The organism is Gammaproteobacteria bacterium (assembly GCA_013696315.1).
GTDB lineage: Bacteria > Pseudomonadota > Gammaproteobacteria > JACCYU01 > JACCYU01 > JACCYU01.
The window spans coordinates 1-20240 of the sequence record JACCYU010000024.1 but is presented as its reverse complement, the minus strand read 5'-3'; the positions used below and the strand labels follow the sequence as shown (position 1 = coordinate 20240).

Here is a 20240-nt window from a genome sequence, read left to right as displayed (position 1 = left end):
ACGTCTATGAGTCCAGTCAACCCATGAGTGAAAGCTTTGCGCAGCTGTTCGAAGAAAGCCTGAACAATATTCAAATGCGACCCGGCACCATTATCAATGGTACCGTCATCGACATCCGCAACGATACCGTAATCGTCAACGCCGGCCTCAAGTCCGAAGGTGTTATCCCCATCGATCAGTTTCGCAGCGAACGCGGCGAGCTCAATGTGCATGTGGGTGATATCGTGGAAGTTGCGCTGGATGCGGTCGAGGATGGCTTCGGCGAGACCAAGTTGTCGCGCGAAAAGGCACGGCGCGCGCGGTCATGGGCGGTGCTGGAACAGGCTTTCGAAGCAGGCGAGGCGGTAACGGGCAGCATTACGGGCAAGGTCAAGGGCGGTTTCACCGTGGAAGTGGGGGATATCCGCGCCTTCTTGCCGGGTTCGCTGGTCGATGTGCGTCCCGTGCGCGACACGACTTATCTCGAAGGCAAGGAGCTGGAGTTCAAGGTTATCAAGCTGGACCAGCGCCGCAACAACGTGGTGGTGTCGCGCCGCGCGATCGTCGAGTCCGAATACAGCGCCGAGCGCGAGGCGCTGCTGGAGAATCTTCGCGAGGGACACGTGGTCAAGGGCATCGTAAAGAACCTGACCGATTACGGCGCATTTCTGGATCTCGGCGGCGTGGACGGCTTGCTGCACATCACCGACATGGCGTGGAAGCGCGTCAAGCACCCTTCGGAAGTCGTGAATATCGGCGATGAAATCGACGTGAAAGTGCTCAAGTTCGATCGGGAACGCAGCCGCGTGTCGCTGGGCCTGAAGCAGCTTGGCGAAGATCCGTGGGTGGACATTGCACGCCGTTATCCGGAGCGGACCCGTCTGTTCGGCAAGGTAACGAATATTGCCGACTACGGCTGTTTCGTGGAAGTCGAGGAAGGTGTGGAAGGGCTGGTGCATGTGTCGGAAATGGACTGGACCAACAAGAACGTCAACCCGTCCAAGATGGTTTCTCTGGGCGATGAGGTCGAGGTCATGATTCTCGATATCGACGAAGATCGGCGTCGCATCTCACTGGGCATGAAGCAGTGCCTGCCGAATCCCTGGGACGATTTCGCCGCTTTACATAACAAGGGCGACAAGGTTTCAGGCGTCATCAAGTCAATTACCGATTTCGGCATATTCGTTGGTCTGGACGGCGGCATTGACGGGTTGGTGCACCTGTCCGACATCTCCTGGAATGTGCCGGGCGAAGAGGCGGTGCGCAACTATAGAAAGGGCGAAGAGGTCGATGCGGTGGTGTTGTCCGTCGATTCCAGTCGCGAGCGTATTTCGCTTGGCGTCAAGCAGCTCGACAAGGATCCATTTTCCAGCTTTGTCGCCGATAATCCCAAGGGCAGCATCGTCAAGGGCGTGGTCAGGGAAGTCGACGCCAAGGCGGCGATTATCAGTCTTGGCGACGGCGTCGAGGGTACCTTGCGTGCATCCGAGCTCGCGCGCGACCGGGTAGGGGACGTTCGCACCGTGCTGAACGCGGGCGACGAAGTGCAGGCGAAATTCGTGGGCGTGGACCGCAAGAATCGCACGATAACGCTGTCGATCAAAGCCAGGGAATACGCCGAGGAAGCGGAAGCTTTGCAGGACTACAGTCATACCGGCGCCGCGACCACCTCGCTGGGCGATATTTTGAAGGAACAGATGGACAACAAGGACTAGTAGCGGGTGTTAACTGACCTAACCAATCCATGGCTGTCAGGGTAACGCGCCCGATTGCCTTCTTCCCTGCGCGGGCGAGCGATGACGAAATCCGAATTAATTGAGAAAATTGCGCACCAGCAGAGCCATCTTGCCTATCGGGACGTCGAATTCTCGGTCAAGAGCCTGCTTGAACAGATGAGTCGTGCGCTTGCGACCGGCAAACGTATCGAGATTCGTGGCTTTGGAAGTTTTTCACTTCATTTCCGCCCGCCTCGCACGGGCAGAAATCCAAAAACCGGGGATCCCGTGTATTTGCCTGGCAAACACGTCCCGCATTTTAAGCCGGGCAAGGCGTTGAGGCAGCGCGTCAACGATCCGCTCATCGAGCCGGATTGATCGCAACGTCGGGCGGCCCGCGATCGAATGGTATAAATTATCAGCGCGGCGCACCGGTTGACCAGTGGCGGTAGCGTTCTATCGTTGGCCATTCTCCGTATCACGCGCAGGGGCATTCATGCGGCTAGCCGACCGCCAGCTTTGCGTGTATCACCTGCGGGCACCCGCATGAAGGCTGAATGATCGATCTGCTCTGGCTGCTGGTACCCGCGGCGGCCGTTTCGGGCTGGTACGCTGCCAGCCGCTCGATAAGTAATCGAGCTGAACGGCCTGCCGTCCAGCTCCCCGATGACTACATCAAGGGCCTTAACTTCCTGCTCAACGAGCAGCCGGACAAGGCGCTCGAAGTGTTCATGCGCATCGACGACATCGATGCGGATACAGTCGAGACGCACATCGCGCTGGGCAATCTTTTCAGACGTCGCGGCGAAGTCGAGCGCGCCATTCGCATTCATCAGAATCTTATTGCCATAGACAACCTGCATTTGGGCCACCGCGCGGATGCACTGCTGGAGCTGGCGAGAGACTATTTGCGGGCGGGACTGCTGGATCGCGCGGAGGATCTTTTCAAGGAGGTTATCAATATTGGTGGACACGCGCCGCAAGCCTACAGGCATCTGCGTGAAATCTACGAACAGGAGAAAGACTGGCAGCAGGCGATCGATGTCGCGGTACGCTGGCAGCGGGAGTGTGGCGCGTCGCTGGGGGATGTGATCGCGCATTATCATTGCGAACTGGGCGAAGCCGGTATGATCGACAGCCAGCATGGCAGCGCGCTCCGACACGCGCGACAGGCGCTGGTTCAAGACCCGGATTGCGTGCGCGCAAGCATTCTGCTCGGCGACCTGGCTTTTGCGCAGGCGGATTACCGCATGGCTATCAAATTTTTCAGCGATGTCGGCCGCCAGAAACCGGCTTTCATTCCGCTGGTGCTGCCAAAGCTCAAGGAGGCTTTCGCACAGTGCGGCGATATTGTCGGCCATCAGAAATTATTGCGGCAGATGCGCGAGCATCACTGCGGGTTATCGGTCACGCTGGATATGGTCAACAGCCTGGAAAAAGGTAACGGACCCGGCGCCGACACTGTTTTATGCGAAGAGATGAACCGGCCTTTGGTGTCCTTAAGGATGATCACGGAGTTCATTCGGTTGAAACGGGGAACCGGCCCGAACCACGACATCGTTTTGCGCGCGATCGGCGATGCGCTGGACGCACATGTGCGGCGTCAGGCTTCGCATTTGTGTGCTCGCTGTGGACTGGCGACCAGAGCCCTGTACTGGCAGTGCCCGGGCTGTCATGGCTGGGGGACGGTGAAGCCCATCGATGCCTTGGGCAGCGCGCCAAAACCGGCGCCGCAACCAGCGCCGCCAAAACAATGGTACGCGTCCGCCGGCAAATAATCGGCGCCGGCAGCGTTACACGCGCCCTTCAATCAGCATCACCAGCCCTGACAACGATCGGTGTTTGAGTTACTCTGGCCATCGATCAATTTTTCCGTTACAAGTGCGTCGTTAACGCAAATCTTGCTCGTGCAGCTCTCGGGGCTGACTTGTGAACTATAAAACTCCAGCCGGAGCGCATTTTGAACAAAAGGATTCGTAAGGCGGTTTTTCCGGTGGCGGGCCTGGGCACGCGCTTTCTGCCCGCAACCAAGGCCAATCCCAAGGAAATGTTGCCCGTGGTCGACAAGCCGCTCATTCAATATGCGGCCGAAGAAGCGGTTGCGGCCGGTATCGATGTATTGATCTTTATCACCGGCCGCACCAAGCGTTCGATTCCGGACCACTTTGACAAGGCGTACGAACTCGAGGTTGAGCTCAAGGCACACAAGAAAGACAGAATGCTGGCGCTGGTGCAGGAGATAGTGCCCCCGCAAGTCACCTGTGTTTACATCCGTCAGGCGGAAGCGCTGGGGCTGGGGCATGCCGTGCTGTGCGCGCGGCACGTCGTCGGCGACGAGCCGTTCGCGGTGATCCTGGCCGACGATTTGATTTCCAGTGAAAATGGCGGTTGTCTCAGCCAGATGGTGGATATTTACAATCAGCGGCAAAGCGGGCTAATTGGCGTACAGCAGGTTCCGCGGGAAGACGTGCATAGTTATGGCATCGTCGAGGGCGAGTCTGTCGATGAGCGCCTGTGGAAAATCAATGGCATGACGGAAAAACCCAGTCCGGAGGAGACATCTTCCAGCATCGCAATTGTTGGTCGTTATATATTGACGCCATCGATCTTTGACTGCCTGACGCGCGTGAAGCGCGGCGCTGGCAACGAAATCCAGTTAACCGATGCAATCGCCAGTCAGCTCGAGCGCGAATCAGTCTTCGCCTATGAATTCGAGGGCAAGCGGTACGACTGCGGCAGCAAGCTTGGCTATCTGGAGGCGACAGTGGAACACGCGCTCATGCATCCCGAGCTGCACGCGAGATTCCGTGACTATCTCAAAGGGCTCGATGTGGAGTCGATCGGCCCGCCGAGGTAGGTTGCAGCCCTGCAAGAATAACGACAAACACAGCTCGCAGGCGCTCTTTAGTACTACGCCAACTTAAACACGGCTGCATTGGCATGAGTGTTTAAGTGGACTTCAGCCAAACAACCGCCAAGCGTCGCGATGGATTCCAAGTGCAAGGCGGGCGCTAATCCAGACCGACTTGCACCTGAGTATATCTGTCCCTCTTCCGGATGCGGATTGCAATGCAGATTGATTATCAGGTAGGCACTATGCCGATTTGACGTGTGGCGCGTTGGTAAGCGAGCTTTCCTTGCCGGTTTTTGCGGTACTGTTATGCGTGATCGCTTCAGCCGGCCTGTCTGAACTGGCGCCACTCTTGGCGTGCTTGGGTTCCATATCGATGCTGCCCTTGAACTTGGCGCCGTCTTCAAGACTGACGCGGGGCGCGACAATGTTGCCGCGGACATCTCCGGATAGCTTGATAACGATGCGCTCGTCGCCATACAGATCACCTTCAACCTTGCCTTCCACCGTGATAATTCTTGCACGGCAGCTGGCCTTGAGCGACCCTTGCGCGCCGACGGTCAGATTGTTCTTTTTCAGTTCGATGGAGCCTTCGACATGTCCCTGTATGACCAAGTCCTCATCGCCGGAAAGTTCGCCCTGGATGCGAATGCTGGCGCCGATCACGGCCGGCAGCGACCGTCGGTCAGCGCCCGCAGACTTTGAAGAAGCTGTCTCGGTGGTCACCGGTTCAGTACTGGCCTGCTTAGATTCGCCGCAATCTGCGACCGTCGAGCCAAAATTAACGGTATTGTCGGATCTCTTGAACATCGGGGTCGCTCCTTGGACGTTAGGAAAATGAGCCCGGGTAAAGGCCAAATGCACATCAATTGAGCTGATGAACACAAAGTTCCTGCCGCTCAGCCCCACAGTGGCGCCCCTTGGCAGTAAGCCGCGGCACTACCTGTAAACCGTAAATCGAGTATGGCAAAGCCGGCGGGCGAAGTCAGTGAGCCAAACCTGGCGGTGGGGCCAGCGGTAGCAAAAGACCGACATCTTGCCGTAACTGGACGCGAGTGATGATGGGCCGGCAATATCCGCTTTGCATGGACGAAGGCCGCGCAAGAGGAACCGCGGAATTACCGTTTCCTCAAAGTTTTCCGTAGTCTTGTGGTTGGCGCGAGTTCGAACGTCCCGCCGCCCTTGCAGGCGCGCTTCGTACCGGGACAATGCCTGACCAAGGTCGCAGGTGAACCGGCGGTAAATGTTCAGCATCTGGCGCCGGCCGCGCAAGCTAATTATCTCACAACAATTTCTATGACCGGCTCAGGCAGCCGCATGCGGGTGAGCACGACGCGCTGAATCGGGTCGCATAAATCCAGTGCGATCTCCGCGACCTCTCGCGCCGCGGCATCCAGCATCCGGTTGTCGACCATGTTGATTACCGGTACGACGGATGCCTCGCTCACGTTTTTGAGCGCGCCGTCCGTGCTCGCCAGCAAGCGGGCTACGTGCATGGGGGTAATTATGTCTCCGGGACGAGCGCCGGTGACGGCGGTGATTTGAGCGACGCGATGTGCGATGCGTTCTGAGAGCCGTTTGCCGATTACGCGCGCGGATACTAACGGAATAACCGTGGTCGTGCCGGCCGGGATCACGGGCTCTTCCGGGCCGGGGGCCTTGATCAAGCGTCCGCGCGCGCCATCGCACTTGACCAGGGTGATATCGAAATGAGCACTGGTGTGGATCTGCGTGATTTGGGCGGGCGCAACGGCGCCCAGACGTTCGTGTTTAACCATCGGCATAGCAAAGGCGACCGTGCGCGCGTGGCGTGCCGCCTCAATTACGGCCGGCGTAAGACAGCTTTCCTCCGCAATGACCCGGACGCCTGTCAGCGTGTCGGGAAAGGGCGGTATAACGACCGTGGAAGTAATGCCTACGCGGCCGCCGTGTTCCGCCGCCAGCCGATAAAGTGTCGTCTTCTTGCCGCCGGCGCCAACCACACAGATGATCCCGCGTGTCGCGCATAGCGCCTCGACCAGATTGGCATGAGGTCGGTGTGGGATCATCCCGATTTATGGTTCTTGAGATCACGCGGTGCGCCAACCCTTGATGACCATAAGCGTTTCCTCGACACGGATTATACTCAAGCGGCGCGCGAGGGTCTTGGCGGTGGCATCGCGTCGAACCGAATCGACTCGTGACCGTTGAAAATCAAAAAGTGTTTGCCCTTGGCGCGCCCGATCATGATCACGCCTGTCTTGTGCGCCAGATCCAGACCCATCCGGGTGATGCCGGAGCGCGACAGCAAAACCGGTATGCCCATCTGCGCGACCTTGATGACCATCTCGGAAGTCAGCCGCCCGGTGGTATAGAAAATCTTGTCGCCGCCGTCGATTCCGTCCAGCCACATCATGCCCGCGATCGCGTCCACCGCGTTGTGCCGGCCGACATCCTCCACGAATTTCAGAATCTCCGTTTCGGAACACAGCGCGCAACCGTGCACCGCGCCAGCGCGCTTGTATACGTCGTTGTAGGCGTTGAGCTCTTTCAGCAGATGGTAGACGGTGGACTGCGTGAGCACGCGTCCGGGCAGCTCGATACGATTCAATTGATCCATGATGCTGCCGAGCACGGTGCCTTGCCCGCAACCGGTGGTCACCGTGCGGTTCGCGAGCTTCTCATCCACGCCTTCGATGCCGTCGCGAGTGATTACCGCCGCCGCCTCGGTCTCCCAGTCCACCTGCACTGACATAATCTGGTTCAACTCACCGATTATGCCTTGGTTTCTTAAATATCCGATTGCCAGCGCTTCGGGGTAAGTGCCCAGTGTCATGAGTGTCACCACCTCGCGCTTATCCACATACAGGGTCAGCGGTGATTCGCCGGCGATGTCCAGCTCCCGGGCTTGACCGTACTCGTCAACGGCGACTGTGGCGCGCGCGGGTTCGAGTCCCGCGGCTGTTAAGTCGGGTCGGTATCCGGGTTTGACATCTGCTGGCATTGAAAGTATTCCTGTGGCGGTCACGTATACCTGAACGATACCGACTTGCGGTGAACGCAAATTCTAACAGACCCGCCATCATGGGTATCCTCAATGCCACGCCGGACAGCTTTTCGGACGGCGGGCTTTATGTCGATGTCGAAACGGCGGTCGCCCAAGCGCTGGCGATGGCTGTCCAGGGGGCGGACATCATCGACGTGGGCGGCGAATCCACACGGCCCGGGGCCGCGCGCGTACCCGCGCCCGAGCAACTGCTACGTGTGCAGAGCGTTATCGAACGCCTGCATCGCGAGCTGCCCGCGCATGTGCGCATAAGCATTGACACGACGTTGAGCGAGGTGGCCGTAGCGGCGCTGCGCGCGGGTGCGAGCATCATCAACGACATCTCGGCGGGCCGGGACGATACGGCGATGTTCGCTATGGCGCGTGAACACTCCGCGGAACTCGTGCTGATGCACATGCTGGGCACGCCAGAGAACATGCAGGACAACCCCAGCTACACCGATGTCGTCGCCGATGTCAGCGTGTTTTTGCAAGCGCGCGCGCAGACTGCCGAGGCCGCCGGCGTGTTGCGTGAAAAGATCATTCTTGATCCCGGCTTGGGATTCGGCAAGACCCGTGAGCACAATCTGAGTTTGATCGCGCATCTTGAGAAGTTCGCCGCGCTTGATTATCGAATACTGCTAGGGGCGAGTCGCAAACGTTTCATGGGGTCAGTGCTGAACGTTCAAATACCGGCCGAACTGGTGCCCGCGACCTGCGCGGCCACCGCACTGGGGGTGATGGCAGGAGTCAGCATTTTCAGAGTTCACGATGTCGCGGCCAATCGTCAGGCCGCCGACGTGGCCTGGGGGGTCAGAAATGCAACGTGCGATTGAGGAGGTGCTGATCCCAACGCCAGCAACAATGATGCTTTAGTTCAAGCTCTGCTGCGCATAAGTGACCATCTCGCCTTCGGATTGATTCAGGCTCGCGTAAAATTCGACATTGGCCTTTTGCCCGCGATTGTCGGTCGCGATGATCTGGATTGGGGATGGGTCCTCTGGAACGATATCGATGCGGAACGCGCCGTGCCCGTCCACCGTGACATCGCGGCCATTGACGGTCACGGATGAAACACCCGTCGGCGCTGATACCCGTCCCACGATGCCGTTGGCCGTGGCCGGCGCACCGGCGTCCGGTTTGGCTGGCGTGTTAGCGGTTTGCGGGTCATAGACGCCATACACCTCCAGGGTCGGGCCCTGCGGAACTGCCGGAGCGGGTGTCCCCACGGGGGGCACGGATTTGAACGATGCCTGATCTGTTTTCTCTGTTTCGCTTTCGCCTGCCAGCGTTAAATTCCTGACTCCTGCGGCCTCGCGATACCAGTTCAGCGCCGCCAGGCGATCCTGTTGCACGCCAAGACCTTTTTCATATATCAGGCCAAGCTGCACCTGGGCGCGTGGAAAATTCTGCGCGGCGGCCTTCCGATACCACTGGCGAGCGAGTTCATAATCCGGTTCCGTTCCCAGCCCTCGTGCATAGATCTCGCCGACGAAGGTCTGCGCGCGCGGATCGCCGCTTCTTGCTTCTTGCAGCCATACCTGTAGCGCCGTCTCGTACGCTGCCCGGTCGAACTGAGCATAATCGCCGCCGCGTAACTCGCAATCGTTGGCGCTGGTGATCACGGGCCGGCGTGGCGTCAGGTATGTGATTTCACCGCCCAGCCTGCGCACCTGTCCGGGCAGCAGGCAGCTCACCGGCAAGGTCAGGTCGGCGACTTGCGGATAAATTGCCACCGCATCCGCGGGCAGTTCCGTGATGCGTTGCGTTTGACAGCCCACGACGAGCGCCGCGGCGATTATCAGCCAGCGTGAGTGGCGGGATTGTCCTAATGGGGTGCTTGTAAGGCGAATCATTTCGCAGCTCCTCCGACCGTGCCGGTCAATGTTCCAGTAAACATTTGCGTGATTGAAGTCTTCAAGGGCTAATACTTATGACGCGGTTGCGCCAGCGCGGGTCTCCCGCCAGTCAGAACGAAAGCCTCACGCCGCCGTTGACTACGTTCTCATCGAGATAGCTGTGGCCCACGAGCCGTTCGTATTGTACGAAAGCGGCGAGGTTGTTTGTAAACTGTCCTGACACGCCCAGCGCGGCGGTGAAATAATCGCGATCGGGATCATCGGTCGGCACGGCGAAGCCGGTGTCGGTGGGATCGTTGATGAACTCGCCGGAAATGGTCTGATTATCTTCCTCGTACTCATGCACCCACGCGACTCGTAACTGCGGCACGAACACACCCACCGCACTGCTGATTGCGTAGGAGGTCTGCCCGCCCAGTGCGGTGGTCAGGGATTTCACGGTCTGGTCATCCACCGCCAGCAGTGAGCCGGCGCCGAGCGCCCCCGGCGTAGAGGCCTGTTCCTCGAAAGCGTCGATCTCAGCGCGCACGTAATTGAACTGCCCGAACGGACCCATCGACCACTGATCGAAGTTGAAGTCATAGCCGCTACCGATGCCGACCGCGTATTCGTCGCTGCTTGGATCGGACAGCGCCTGCTGATTGACATCACCGAAGACGACCGTGCGGCTCGTATCGAATTCGTTGCGTCCGATGCTGGCGATGCCGTCAATGTAAAAGCTCGCGCCTTCGAAATAGGTACCGAACAGCGACACGCTGTAGCCATCCACGTCCACTTTACCGCCACTGGCGTTAAGTTCGGAATCGATTCGCGTATAGCTTGCCGCCGCGCCGAGCACGAGGTTGTCGAGCACGCGGTAATCGAGACCAGCGGTGACCGCCTGTGTGTCGAAGTCGAACCCAGGCTCATTGACGGTCGCATCCCGGTCGCCGGAGCCGCCACTACCGTTCACGAACACACCAAGGCGTTCCGTATCGTCGGCGCCATCTTCGCCATTGCCGATCGCCAGCCCGTCGGTAGATGTGGCGGCGAGCATCCAGTCGCCGGGGTCGAACCCAAGGCTCGCCAGACCCGTCCCGCCGACACCGCCACTGCCCCGCACCCCCGCGAGGCGCTGCACGACATTGGCAATCTGGGCGTTAAACACGTTAACCGACGCGGTGCCCAGGGTCGCGATCTCATCGGGCGCCAGAATCTCCAGGTCGTCCTGCAACGTGGCCTGGTCCGCACCGCCCAAGGTGTTGCAGGTCGCGAACAAATCGACCTGTCCCGGGTCGGCGCCCGGCGTGGCGGCGAGCGCGTTGCAGGCGCTATCCATCGCCGATGCCAGGGTGGATTGGGTATCGGTAAGTCCGGGTGTGGCGCTAAAGTTGAATTGCTGCGCGTAAGCCGGGGCGAGCGATGCACCAATTAGTAGCGGCAGCGCAATAACCGCGCGTTTGCCGTGCGGAGGAGAAGCGATGCGAAAAGTGCGCGTGTCGTCCGCGGGAACGTCCTTTGCCCGTTGCGCAGCGGCTGCGGCATCGGTTTGTAACAAGTGCAAAACTATTGGTAAGAAGTGCATTGTTCTATCTCTGGTGGTTTTTTTCTGCCGGCGATTTGTCTACGTTCCGAAGGGGAGCAAGTGACAGCGCGGCAAACAGTGTGCCATGCATTCAACTACGCAAGAAGCCGTGACTTCGGGTAATAATAAGCGGCACGTCCATGTGCCGAACTGGTGCACAGATGCCAGCAAATCTCGATTACTGATCCAGCGGGATCGCGATATCGACGACCATTGCGTTGAATCTGCCGAGCGACGTTGCCTTGCCCGTCAGCAGCTCGATTTCGTACAGCGCAGGCTCCCTGCCGCCCATGCGCAGCAGCGATGCGAAGCCCCGAATGAACTGGGTCTGGCCGTCTTGAATTTCGCTGTAATTATCGAATCCCGCCCACTGACCGGCTGTGACGCCAAGGCTGCCGGTGGCTTGCACGAGCCCCGCGTTGGCCGGCGACTGAATTACGACCTGATCTAGCACTGTGTCTATGCCGAACAGCGTAGTCGCCGTGGTGGCGTCCAGATCATTGTTGGTATATGCCGAGCCGGTAATGCCGCGCGCGGTGATTTCGGGCGTGGTGGCGGTCGCCGGATAGGTCAGCGTACCGTCCACCGCGGTCTGGAACATTGTCGGGCCCGAGAACTGGTGACGCAGGTTCTGCCCGCGGTTGCTTACCACGCGCAGCGCATCGGCGGCCGGATTGAAATCTACCCCGAAGGCATTTCCATTGAGCCGCACGGTAAGCCTGGTGACCAGATTCAACTGTCCGCTACTGGGATCCAGCGTATACGCCGCCCTTGTTGCCGACGCCGTACAACAGACCGTTCTGCACTCTGTAGTCAATGCCGATCAGCTCTGTATCTGCGCCCACGAACCCACTAACAAAGGACAGTTCTTTGCTGCGGCCGGGCGCATTTGTCTTGAAACTCACCAGGCGCCCGTCCTGGGTCAGCCCGACGACCGAAAGGATTTCACCGCGTCCCTCGTCACCGGCCTGACCTGCCGAAACGGTGGCGGGCAACGCGATGCACGCGGCCAGCAGTGCGGACGAAAACCAGCGAAAAGGGCGTGGTCCGGAAAATACGTTTAGTTTCAACATGGCTTGCCTCCAGTAGTTAACGTAGGACATTCCCACGGATATGATGTTGCGTTTCTCGTAGTGGGAATAAGCTCCCACAGGCATAAGTGGAACGCATTCTGGATGACGTGTCAAGCGACAAACCGGGTGATTACCCCATTTTTTGCTGAGGTGGGTCGAAGGGACTGATCGATAATGGCGTAATAAGTATGTACAGGTGAGTTACACCGTCCGCACGTGTGACGACAAAAAAAGCTGCAACGCCTGTAAATAATGAAATTGTCGCGCTGGCGCGGACCGGGAATTACGAGCGATGCTTACAGTGGCGCCACGCTATGGCGGGCTGCGAGCCTCATCTGCGAGCGGAAAAAGTTACAGCGTAAAAAGTAAGATCGCAGTTCTGCGCTGTTGCTGGGTACGCCACCGCGCCGCGAAAGTATTTAATAAAGCTTTACGTGGGAGACAATTCCCTTTGCGGATTGCGAGCGGACCGGCCAGCGGCTCGCAATCGACTTTGACCGCCGGCCGCGCACCACGCCTGGCTCTGGTTAAGACTTTCAGCGTGCATTGCCTGCCGTGCCGGGGCCCGCGTGTGCAGCGCCGCCGAAAGCGGCACTAAAATTGTACTAGTTTGACCGGAGCGCCCTGCGACTCCGCGTCAGCCGCTATCCGTAGGCAGATTATCGCGCCCCCATTTCAATGCGCGGCTCATCCACACCAGCTCATTCAGAAAACCCGCAACCCGCTCTTGATAGGCGTTATCCAGTAGTTGTCCGTGCTCGTCGAATTTATCCTGCACCTTGGAAAAATTGAGATCGACCGATGTCACCACCAGGCCCAGCTCGCGCACCATGGGTGTCATTGCCTCGATCACGCGCGTACCGCCCCAGGGACTGGCGGACACGCCCACCAGCGCCACAGCCTTGTGGATATATTCGGCGAGCAGCAGATCGATCACGCTCTTCATGACGCCGGGGTAGCCATGATTGTATTCCGGTGCCACGATCACCAGCCCGTCGGCGCCCACGATAGCGTCACGCCAGGCGGGAAATGAATCCTTGATTTCGGTCCCGTAGTGATCCCGCGGCAACTCAAATTCGGCGACGTCAGAAAATCGCGTTTCGAGGTCCGCTCTCTTGCCCATCTCGCCATATAGCCAGTTCGCAACGTGGCCGCTTTGCCTTTGCCGGCGGTTGGTGCCAAGTAGTAATGGCAGAAATAATTTATCCACAAATGAACTCCTGTCGATCGTGATGGGGAGGAGGCTTTCGCATTCGATGGTGTGATCTCGCCTGCGCCGGCCCGCCGATTTTGAGGTTATCGCCTGAGTGACCCTGGAAGACTGAATAGATTGCGTGGCTCTGTCACTGTGCGAGATCGGTTGTCGGGGATGATAACGCGCTCATCGGCGTGGGCCCAGCGTGGATGGCCTGCGCCGGCAGCGATCCCTGGCCGGCATCTCGCGTACATATGAGTGAAATATCGCTTGACACGGAGGGTCTACAAGTCGAGAATACCATCCATACAGATGGCATGCAGAGTCTATCAGGAGGGCAAATGAGCGTACATGACATACGGGCGAAAGCCGGTGAAACGGAAAAAATTACGATTAACCTGGGTGTTATCGACTTGGGGCAAATCGATTTGCTGGTGCAGGAGGGGTTCTATTCCAACCGCACCGACCTGGTGCGCACGGCCATCCGCAATCAGCTGGCAACGCACGCGGAGGTAGTGAAGCAGGCGGTCGCTCGCAAGACCATGATACTGGGTCTGCAACGCTACTCGCGCCAGGACCTCCAAGCCGTGCAGGCGGCCGGCGAAAAACTCCAGATTCACGTGTTGGGTCTCGCCAGCATTGCTGACGATGTCCCGCCCGACCTCGCGCGCGCCACCATTGATTCCATTTTCGTGCTCGGCGTTCTACAAGCCAGCCCGGCGGTCAAGGCCGCCCTGGCGGAGCGCATTCATTAGTCATCCCTGACCAGCGCGCCGGGTCGGTGCAGCCGGTGTCCGGGATATCCGCAACGGGCGATCCCGGTCTGCCGCGCGACAGGCACTTTGATCGAGCTTGTTTACCAGCAATTCACCTCAGGAGCACAAACCCATGAACGACAATATATTCGCCGCCATACCCGAAATTACGCAGCTCACGCGGGCGGGCCGGCTGCAGGAAGCCACCGCGGCAATACAACGCTCGCTTGGCGGCTATGCGGCAGCCTCCAATACGACAGGCCCTGCCGAGCGGCCTGAGAAAGCACCCTTCGAGGGCGTCTTCCACGTCATCGATAGCTGCGCGATTCCATCCAGCCGGGCGCGCCACGCGACGCCCACGTCGCCCGGACCGCAACCCGAGCCGGTGCGGGCGCCTCGCGAGGCGCCTCTCGGTCAGTTCATCACGGGATCTTATACGAATCACGCGGGTACGCGCGCCTATAAACTATATGTTCCTGGCGGCTACCGGGAACAGCCGCTACCCCTCGTGGTCATGCTGCACGGCTGCACGCAAAGTCCCGACGACTTCGCCGCCGGCACGCGTATGAATCAGCTTGCCGAAGAAGAGCGATGTTTAGTGCTTTATCCTGCTCAGGGGCAGGACGCTAATGTGTCGAAATGCTGGAACTGGTTCAACGCTTGTGACCAGCAACGCGAGCAGGGCGAGCCCTCGATTATCGCCGGCATAACCCGTCAGATCATGAAGTCTCATCGGGTCGATCCGCGACGGGTGTACGTGGCCGGACTCTCGGCGGGCGGAGCGATGGCGGTGACCATGGGAGTCACTTATCCGGAGCTTTATGCGGCGACCGGCGTGCATTCCGGACTCCCGTACGCGGCCGCACACGACATGCCATCCGCGTTTGCCGCACTGCGCCAGGGGAAAAGGACGGGAACTGGCCCGGGGAATACGACAGGTGTCCGGGCCGAAAACGTCGGGGGCCGCGGGCCTGACGTCAGCCAACCCCTGGCGCCCACCATTGTTTTCCACGGTGATCGGGATACCACCGTAAATCCCTGCAACGGCGAGCAGGTGATCGCGCAATCTCAAGCGCAGCCCGCTAACGGCAGCGCAAATTCGCAATCGCAGACAAACGCGCGGGTCACCGTGCAGCGAGGGAAAGTCGCCAACGGCCACGCTTACACGCGCACCGTCTACCGCGATTCCAGCGGAGACGCCAGTGCGGAACATTGGTTGGTGCATGGCGCAGGCCACGCATGGTCGGGCGGGAGTCCGACTGGATCGTTTACGGACCACAAAGGCCCGGATGCGGCTAAGGAAATGATCCGCTTTTTCCTGGAGCATCCCAGGCTTGCCCGCCATTAGGCCAGATACGGATATGGAATCCGCTGCGGCCCGCGACAGAGCCAGCGGCGTTGTATCCGAAAGGGTGCCGTGGTTTCCGGATCAGACCAGCCGCACCAGTTCCCGCACACACAGGATCACGAACAGCAGGCCGGCCGCGCTGAGCAAAACGTTGCTTACAATGCCGTTGCGATGCGCGGCCGGCGTGCGGTTCGAATTCAACAGCCACAAAAGCGTGATGGCGAGAAACGGCATAAAGAACGCGCCCAGCGCGCCGTAGGCGATCACCAACAGGAACGGCTTGCCGAGGAACAGGAGCGCCATGGGCGGGAAGGTAAGCCACAGCATATACGCCAGATACGCCGGACTGTTCTCGCGCACTCGATTGTCCCCGGCACGACCGCGCAGGTGCTCAACAAAGTCCGCGAACATCAGACTCACGCCGTGCCAGACGCCCAGTAATGACGTGTACGCAGTCGCGAAGAAGCCCACTAGGAACAGCTTTGCGACGGTTCCCCCGTAGCGCGCTTCTAGCACCGCCTCCAGGTCCAGCAGGCCGGCATCGCTTTCGGCAAGCGCGATTTGCGACGCGAACAACAGCTCTGCGCCGACAATAAGCATCGCCACCACGAACAAGCCGGTGATGACATAGGCGATGCTGTTGTCCAGCCGCATGACCCGCATCCATGTATCATCGCGCCAGCCCTTGGCGTTGATCCAGTAACCGTACGCGGCGAGCGTGATCGAACCGCCGACGCCGCCGATCAAACCCAAAGTGTATAGCACGGCGCCGTCCGGGACGCTCGGCGCCAGACCGCGTGCAAGCGCGCCGAAGTTCGGCACCGTCAACGCCGCGACGCCGACCACCGTCACAAACATCACGCCGACGAGCGCGGTCATGACCTTTTCCAGCAATTGGTAACGGCCGAAGCCCACAAGTGCGAGCCCCGTGAGACCCGCCACCACCGCCCAGATCTTCAGATCGATTGACGGGAACAGTGCAGCGAGCGGTAGCGCCGAGGATGTCATCGCGGTGGCGCCGTAGACGAATCCCCACACCAGCACATAAATGGCGAAATAGACGGTCGTCCAAGTCCCGAGCGAGCGCCAGCCGGCGAAGAGTGTTGTTCCCGAGGCCAGATGCCAGCGGCCCACTGCCTCGGCCAGCGCGATCTTGACCACGCAGCCGATGACCCCGGCCCACAGCAGCGCATAACCAAATTCGCTGCCTGCTACCAGGGTCGCAACCAGATCACCGGCGCCCACCCCGGTCGCGGCCACCACCATGCCAGGCCCGACGAGTCGCCAGCGTCGTTGCAAGGTCGGTTGCTCGCTGCCGGTCATGGTGGTTGCGCGTTACGCTTTACGCGTTATGGGTTGGGGCTTCAGGCAGCGCACTGCGCCGTAGTCATATGGTTTGCCCGGCTACCTTGGAATTAAACTACTCTCTGTGGAGCCGGAGACTTCAAGCTCCCGTGCGCCGGAACGACCGCAAGGCGAATTATTCTACGTGTAACGTCGTTGCATCGGCTCGCTACGCACGGAGCGCGTCAACGTAGTTGAATTCACCGCGGATTTCTTCGATTCCCTGACGCTCAGTCCTGTTGTCGATCGCCTGTATCGCTTCCACGAACGCCAGGGTCTCGTTTCTCTCGGACGTGTCCCCCGCTGTCTCCATTTGCACGACCATCTGCGTTGCGTGAAGATCGTTGTACGCCGGATCCTGCCTGACTACGACCCGCAATTCACTTCCGCTAGATGTTGACAGAACATACAAGTCCTCATCCGCCTCATAGCTTGCGCTGTATTCAATCGCCACCAGGGAGGAGGAAGCGGTGTCCTGTAAGGTCTGTTCCACTATATTCTACAGCGGTGCCGGCCGGGTCCAGTACGTCACGTCGGCCATTGGGTCGCCGCCCCCCATGTAATCCACGGCGTCCCCGATGCTGTCGCCCACTGCATCCATGCCCACCGCTCCGGCGGCACTCCCCAGTGCCTGCATGCCTGCCCCGGCAGCTCCAGAATTAATCGCGGCCATGGGCAGCATCGCACAGCCGCTTGTGCACAGGCTTGCGACGAAAATCACCAGGAACAGGCGACCGCGTGTGAAAAGGGATTCCGGGATATTCATCGATTACCTGCCTGTAGAAAAGTCATGCGCTTGAAGTGCATGAGGGTTCCTTGTGGGTCAGCGGAACACACGGTAAACACATGTGGTCAATCCGATTTCGCGGGACCCGATGCGACCGTTATTGCTAACGCTTAACGTGAAACAGGCGTCGCAGGCTATTGGGCGTAGTGATCGATGTCAAGGGCAACCCGGATACTATTCGCGTGCTGGCGAGACACGTCAACGCCAGGGATCTGCGTTAAAGGCCGGCCCTGAGAACAGGCTATACTCCGTCTTGACCAACTTGAGATAAGGATAACTAAATGACGGGATTTTCCAGGATCGTCTTGACGTTAATCGTGTCGATATTCGGCACAATGGGCGCACATTCCGCGGCAGCCGCTTCGCCAGTTGGACTATGGCAAGTCACATCTTTCCAAGAGCCTGGTCTCGTCGTTATCGGCAGCCGCAAACTCTGCTTTCGCGCGAACGGCACTTTCGGTGAACCTATGCCCAATCCCAACGAATTCTTCAGCGGCTTCTGGTTCAAGAAGGGCGACAGGATCAGGTTTGTGGGAACACAGATCCTGACAGTGGATCTCGGTTTCCAGGGCAGGACCGCGAATTTCGGGCAATTTATTAATAGCGACCGGTTCGCGGGAGAGTTTCTAAATCTGGTAATTCATAGCAGTGGTTCCTCTACGCAGCCCGGTAATTTCATAGCCCGCAGGCTCGAAGCACCTTGCTAGCGGTCCGCGACAGACTTTCCGGTACTTACACTGCGTCATCTCGATCAAAGCTAGATAAGTTTTCCGCCGGCGCTGTAAGGGGTGGGGTCAGGATTTCTCGATGCGTTCGAAACGACACGCTACTGAATTACTGGGTAGCTGCTTGACCTAGTCGCGGCTACACGGTGGTCGTAGTGCGGGCGCGACTAGGCGGTCTTGACGGGCGGGCACCACATTTGCCACTCCCCGCTGGGTCATGCCGGTCGCAAGCATGACGCCAGCGGGCGAGCGTACTATCAACAGCGCGGCGTATTGATGGGGGCCGATCCCTCAATCTTCCTGCCGGTAACGGTGATGCCCGTGAGGGCGGCAGACGCGGCGCCGCAGGCAATGGCCGTGGCGCCGGTATTAAACCGCAGTAGCATATCGACGTCCCCATCCAGATCCACATCTATGCGGGCCGTCCGCGTTGAAGCGGCCTCGGCCCCAGTGGCGCCGAAGCGCACTCTCTTCGCATTCACGGTGGCGGCATCAAAGGCGCGCGTCGTCAGGATTGCTACGGGAATAACCTCGGTCGGGCTGAGTGGCCTGATGCGGTTAGGGGAAATGCCAGGCCTGATGTCCATGATTACGGCTATTGTTTCGGGCACGTTGCTGGTCATGATCCCCAGGCCGGTGGGTCGTGCCCCGGCGGCGATTACTGCCGTCACGGTATCTGAGACCGTGTCGATCTCGGCCACTGTATTGGCACTGGGCATCGTCACGTAGACGCGGCTTCCATCCGCGTCTACGGCCATGCCCGAAGGGGTAGCGCTCAGAATGATCCGCTTGGTCACGGTATCTGTGGCCAGGTCGACCACCCCAATCGAACGATCCGCGATGAACCCGCTAGCGTAGCCGGTGGAGACAAAGATCGCGGGGCCGGCGACATAGGCGCGCGCGCCATCCGGAGTGAGGGCGATCGAGTCCGGCATCGAAATGAAGGGTATCGTGTTTACCAAGGTGTTGCTGGCCGTGTCGACGACGGCAACCGTCCCCGCGAGGCTGTTGAGATCAGGATCGCTGCCAAAGGCGTTTGATATATAGGCGCGGGCGCCGTTGCGCGAGATCGCCACCGCGGTAGACGCATTGCCGACGGAGAACGAGTTCACCACCGTATGCGTGTTGGTATCGATCACCGACAGATTGCCCGCCGCTACATAGGCGCGGTTTCCATTGCGCGTGATGGCGATGCCGCTTCCCTGCGCCGGCGCGCCGGCAGCAATTGATGCCACTACGGCATTGCGGCTGGTGTCGATCACATCGACCAGGCCACCGGCGGTCATCACGTACACCTCCGCCCCATCCGGCGTGACGGCCACCGCGGAGGGACGATCTCCCACGGTGACCGCCCTCACCACGGCATTGGTGGCGGTGTCGATGACTGAAACCGAATTGGAACCCGTATTCGTGACATAGGCGCGGGCGCCGTTCGCGTCTAAGGCCACGCGCGCCGGAGATATGCCAACGGGAATCGTCTTTACCACGGACTTTTCGGCCGTGTCGAGTACCGAGACGGTATTGGCGCCCGGATTCGTCACATAGGCGAAAGTCTGCGCCTGAGCGGCAGGCAGCACCAGACTTGCAGACAATATAGTAAGCAGGCAGAGGGGTGCGCATTTTTGTAAAATGGGAATAATTTGAACGCTATACTTCACGGAAATCTCCTCGTTTGTGAACTCTTGGGTAACGACGGAGTTTGTGAACTCTTGGGTAACGACGGATCACGTGCAGGCAGGCACCGCAAGGGAAGCGCCTCAAGCGCCCATTTGAGAGCAGGAGTTTCAGTGAGCGGTGGGAATGCGACGACACACGGCATTCTATGTCCCGCAATTACGATTGCGAAAACCGACTGTCAGTCCAGAGTGGCCGCTTATCGTTTGTGGTAATCAATCCTGCCCACGGCATTGTTCGACGGGCCCGCTCGGCACCAGATCGGTGTGGCCGGCGAATACGAACAGCGGCCGCTCATTGCCGCGCCGTAATCAAAGATTCGACACATCATCGGACGCCAGGGTTC

The 20240-nt window shown here is 59.3% G+C and carries 18 protein-coding genes and 1 pseudogene; 8 read left to right on the top strand and 11 right to left on the bottom strand.

What is annotated here, in order from left to right:
- Positions 1–23 precede the first annotated feature (23 nt).
- From rpsA to galU, 4 genes are all read left to right on the top strand, one after another.
- Positions 24–1694, top strand: a complete 1671-nt coding sequence (rpsA, locus tag H0V34_01265; GenBank protein MBA2490376.1) for a 30S ribosomal protein S1 — start codon at positions 24–26, stop codon at positions 1692–1694.
- 81 nt (positions 1695–1775) lie between these two features.
- Positions 1776–2072 carry an integration host factor subunit beta gene (gene ihfB / locus H0V34_01260; GenBank protein ID MBA2490375.1) on the top strand — a complete coding sequence of 99 codons (297 nt, stop codon included), beginning with the start codon at positions 1776–1778 and terminating at the stop codon, positions 2070–2072.
- 179 nt (positions 2073–2251) lie between these two features.
- Complete coding sequence (gene lapB / locus H0V34_01255) at positions 2252–3472, top strand: lipopolysaccharide assembly protein LapB (GenBank protein MBA2490374.1); 1221 nt, start codon at positions 2252–2254, stop codon at positions 3470–3472.
- Between the two features lie 182 nt (positions 3473–3654).
- Positions 3655–4551 (top strand): UTP--glucose-1-phosphate uridylyltransferase GalU, encoded by an 897-nt coding sequence (galU, locus tag H0V34_01250; protein MBA2490373.1) that lies wholly within the window; start codon positions 3655–3657, stop codon positions 4549–4551.
- Positions 4552–4788: 237 nt separating this feature from the next.
- Here galU and H0V34_01245 read toward each other — a convergent pair whose 3' ends face one another.
- The 3 genes from H0V34_01245 to H0V34_01235 all read right to left on the bottom strand — a co-directional run bounded on the left by H0V34_01245 (position 4789) and on the right by H0V34_01235 (position 7528).
- Positions 4789–5355: a polymer-forming cytoskeletal protein gene (locus H0V34_01245; protein ID MBA2490372.1), complete on the bottom strand. Its 567-nt coding sequence runs from the start codon at positions 5353–5355 to the stop codon at positions 4789–4791.
- Positions 5356–5822: 467 nt separating this feature from the next.
- A complete protein-coding gene (gene yqeC / locus H0V34_01240; GenBank protein ID MBA2490371.1) occupies positions 5823–6593 on the bottom strand; it encodes a putative selenium-dependent hydroxylase accessory protein YqeC in 771 nt (256 codons plus the stop codon).
- 77 nt (positions 6594–6670) lie between these two features.
- Positions 6671–7528 carry a formate dehydrogenase accessory sulfurtransferase FdhD gene (locus H0V34_01235; protein MBA2490370.1) on the bottom strand — a complete coding sequence of 286 codons (858 nt, stop codon included), beginning with the start codon at positions 7526–7528 and terminating at the stop codon, positions 6671–6673.
- A gap of 80 nt (positions 7529–7608) precedes the next feature.
- On the opposite strand from H0V34_01235, the gene folP reads away from it, so the two are divergent.
- Positions 7609–8406, top strand: coding sequence for a dihydropteroate synthase (gene folP / locus H0V34_01230; protein ID MBA2490369.1), 798 nt, complete (start codon positions 7609–7611; stop codon positions 8404–8406).
- A gap of 36 nt (positions 8407–8442) precedes the next feature.
- On the opposite strand, the gene H0V34_01225 is transcribed toward folP, so the two are convergent.
- The 4 genes and pseudogenes from H0V34_01225 to H0V34_01210 all read right to left on the bottom strand — a co-directional run bounded on the left by H0V34_01225 (position 8443) and on the right by H0V34_01210 (position 13276).
- Positions 8443–9426 (bottom strand): sel1 repeat family protein, encoded by a 984-nt coding sequence (locus tag H0V34_01225; GenBank protein MBA2490368.1) that lies wholly within the window; start codon positions 9424–9426, stop codon positions 8443–8445.
- Positions 9427–9538: 112 nt separating this feature from the next.
- Positions 9539–10966, bottom strand: a complete 1428-nt coding sequence (locus H0V34_01220) for an autotransporter outer membrane beta-barrel domain-containing protein (protein ID MBA2490367.1) — start codon at positions 10964–10966, stop codon at positions 9539–9541.
- A 205-nt stretch (positions 10967–11171) separates the two neighbouring features.
- A pseudogene (locus tag H0V34_01215) lies at positions 11172–12066 on the bottom strand (DUF4394 domain-containing protein).
- 637 nt (positions 12067–12703) lie between these two features.
- A complete protein-coding gene (locus tag H0V34_01210) occupies positions 12704–13276 on the bottom strand; it encodes an NAD(P)H-dependent oxidoreductase (GenBank protein MBA2490366.1) in 573 nt (190 codons plus the stop codon).
- 326 nt (positions 13277–13602) lie between these two features.
- Between H0V34_01210 and H0V34_01205 the strand changes: the two genes are divergently transcribed.
- Together H0V34_01205 and H0V34_01200 are read left to right on the top strand one after the other, a co-directional pair.
- Entirely contained in the window at positions 13603–14016 is a 414-nt protein-coding gene (locus H0V34_01205; protein ID MBA2490365.1) for a CopG family transcriptional regulator, read from the top strand.
- A 133-nt stretch (positions 14017–14149) separates the two neighbouring features.
- A complete protein-coding gene (locus H0V34_01200) occupies positions 14150–15364 on the top strand; it encodes a PHB depolymerase family esterase (protein MBA2490364.1) in 1215 nt (404 codons plus the stop codon).
- An 81-nt stretch (positions 15365–15445) separates the two neighbouring features.
- Here the strand turns inward: H0V34_01200 and H0V34_01195 are convergent, their stop codons facing one another.
- The 3 genes from H0V34_01195 to H0V34_01185 all read right to left on the bottom strand — a co-directional run bounded on the left by H0V34_01195 (position 15446) and on the right by H0V34_01185 (position 17474).
- Complete coding sequence (locus tag H0V34_01195; protein MBA2490363.1) at positions 15446–16687, bottom strand: Nramp family divalent metal transporter; 1242 nt, start codon at positions 16685–16687, stop codon at positions 15446–15448.
- A gap of 190 nt (positions 16688–16877) precedes the next feature.
- On the bottom strand, positions 16878–17201 hold the full coding sequence (locus H0V34_01190; protein ID MBA2490362.1) for a hypothetical protein: 324 nt from the start codon (positions 17199–17201) through the stop codon (positions 16878–16880).
- Between the two features lie 6 nt (positions 17202–17207).
- The gene (locus H0V34_01185) at positions 17208–17474 is read right to left on the bottom strand and encodes a hypothetical protein (GenBank protein MBA2490361.1); all 267 of its coding nucleotides are present in this window, start codon (positions 17472–17474) and stop codon (positions 17208–17210) included.
- Between the two features lie 302 nt (positions 17475–17776).
- Between H0V34_01185 and H0V34_01180 the strand changes: the two genes are divergently transcribed.
- Positions 17777–18202, top strand: coding sequence for a hypothetical protein (locus H0V34_01180; protein ID MBA2490360.1), 426 nt, complete (start codon positions 17777–17779; stop codon positions 18200–18202).
- A gap of 275 nt (positions 18203–18477) precedes the next feature.
- On the opposite strand, the gene H0V34_01175 is transcribed toward H0V34_01180, so the two are convergent.
- Entirely contained in the window at positions 18478–19878 is a 1401-nt protein-coding gene (locus tag H0V34_01175; GenBank protein MBA2490359.1) for a hypothetical protein, read from the bottom strand.
- Positions 19879–20240: the final 362 nt, after the last annotated feature.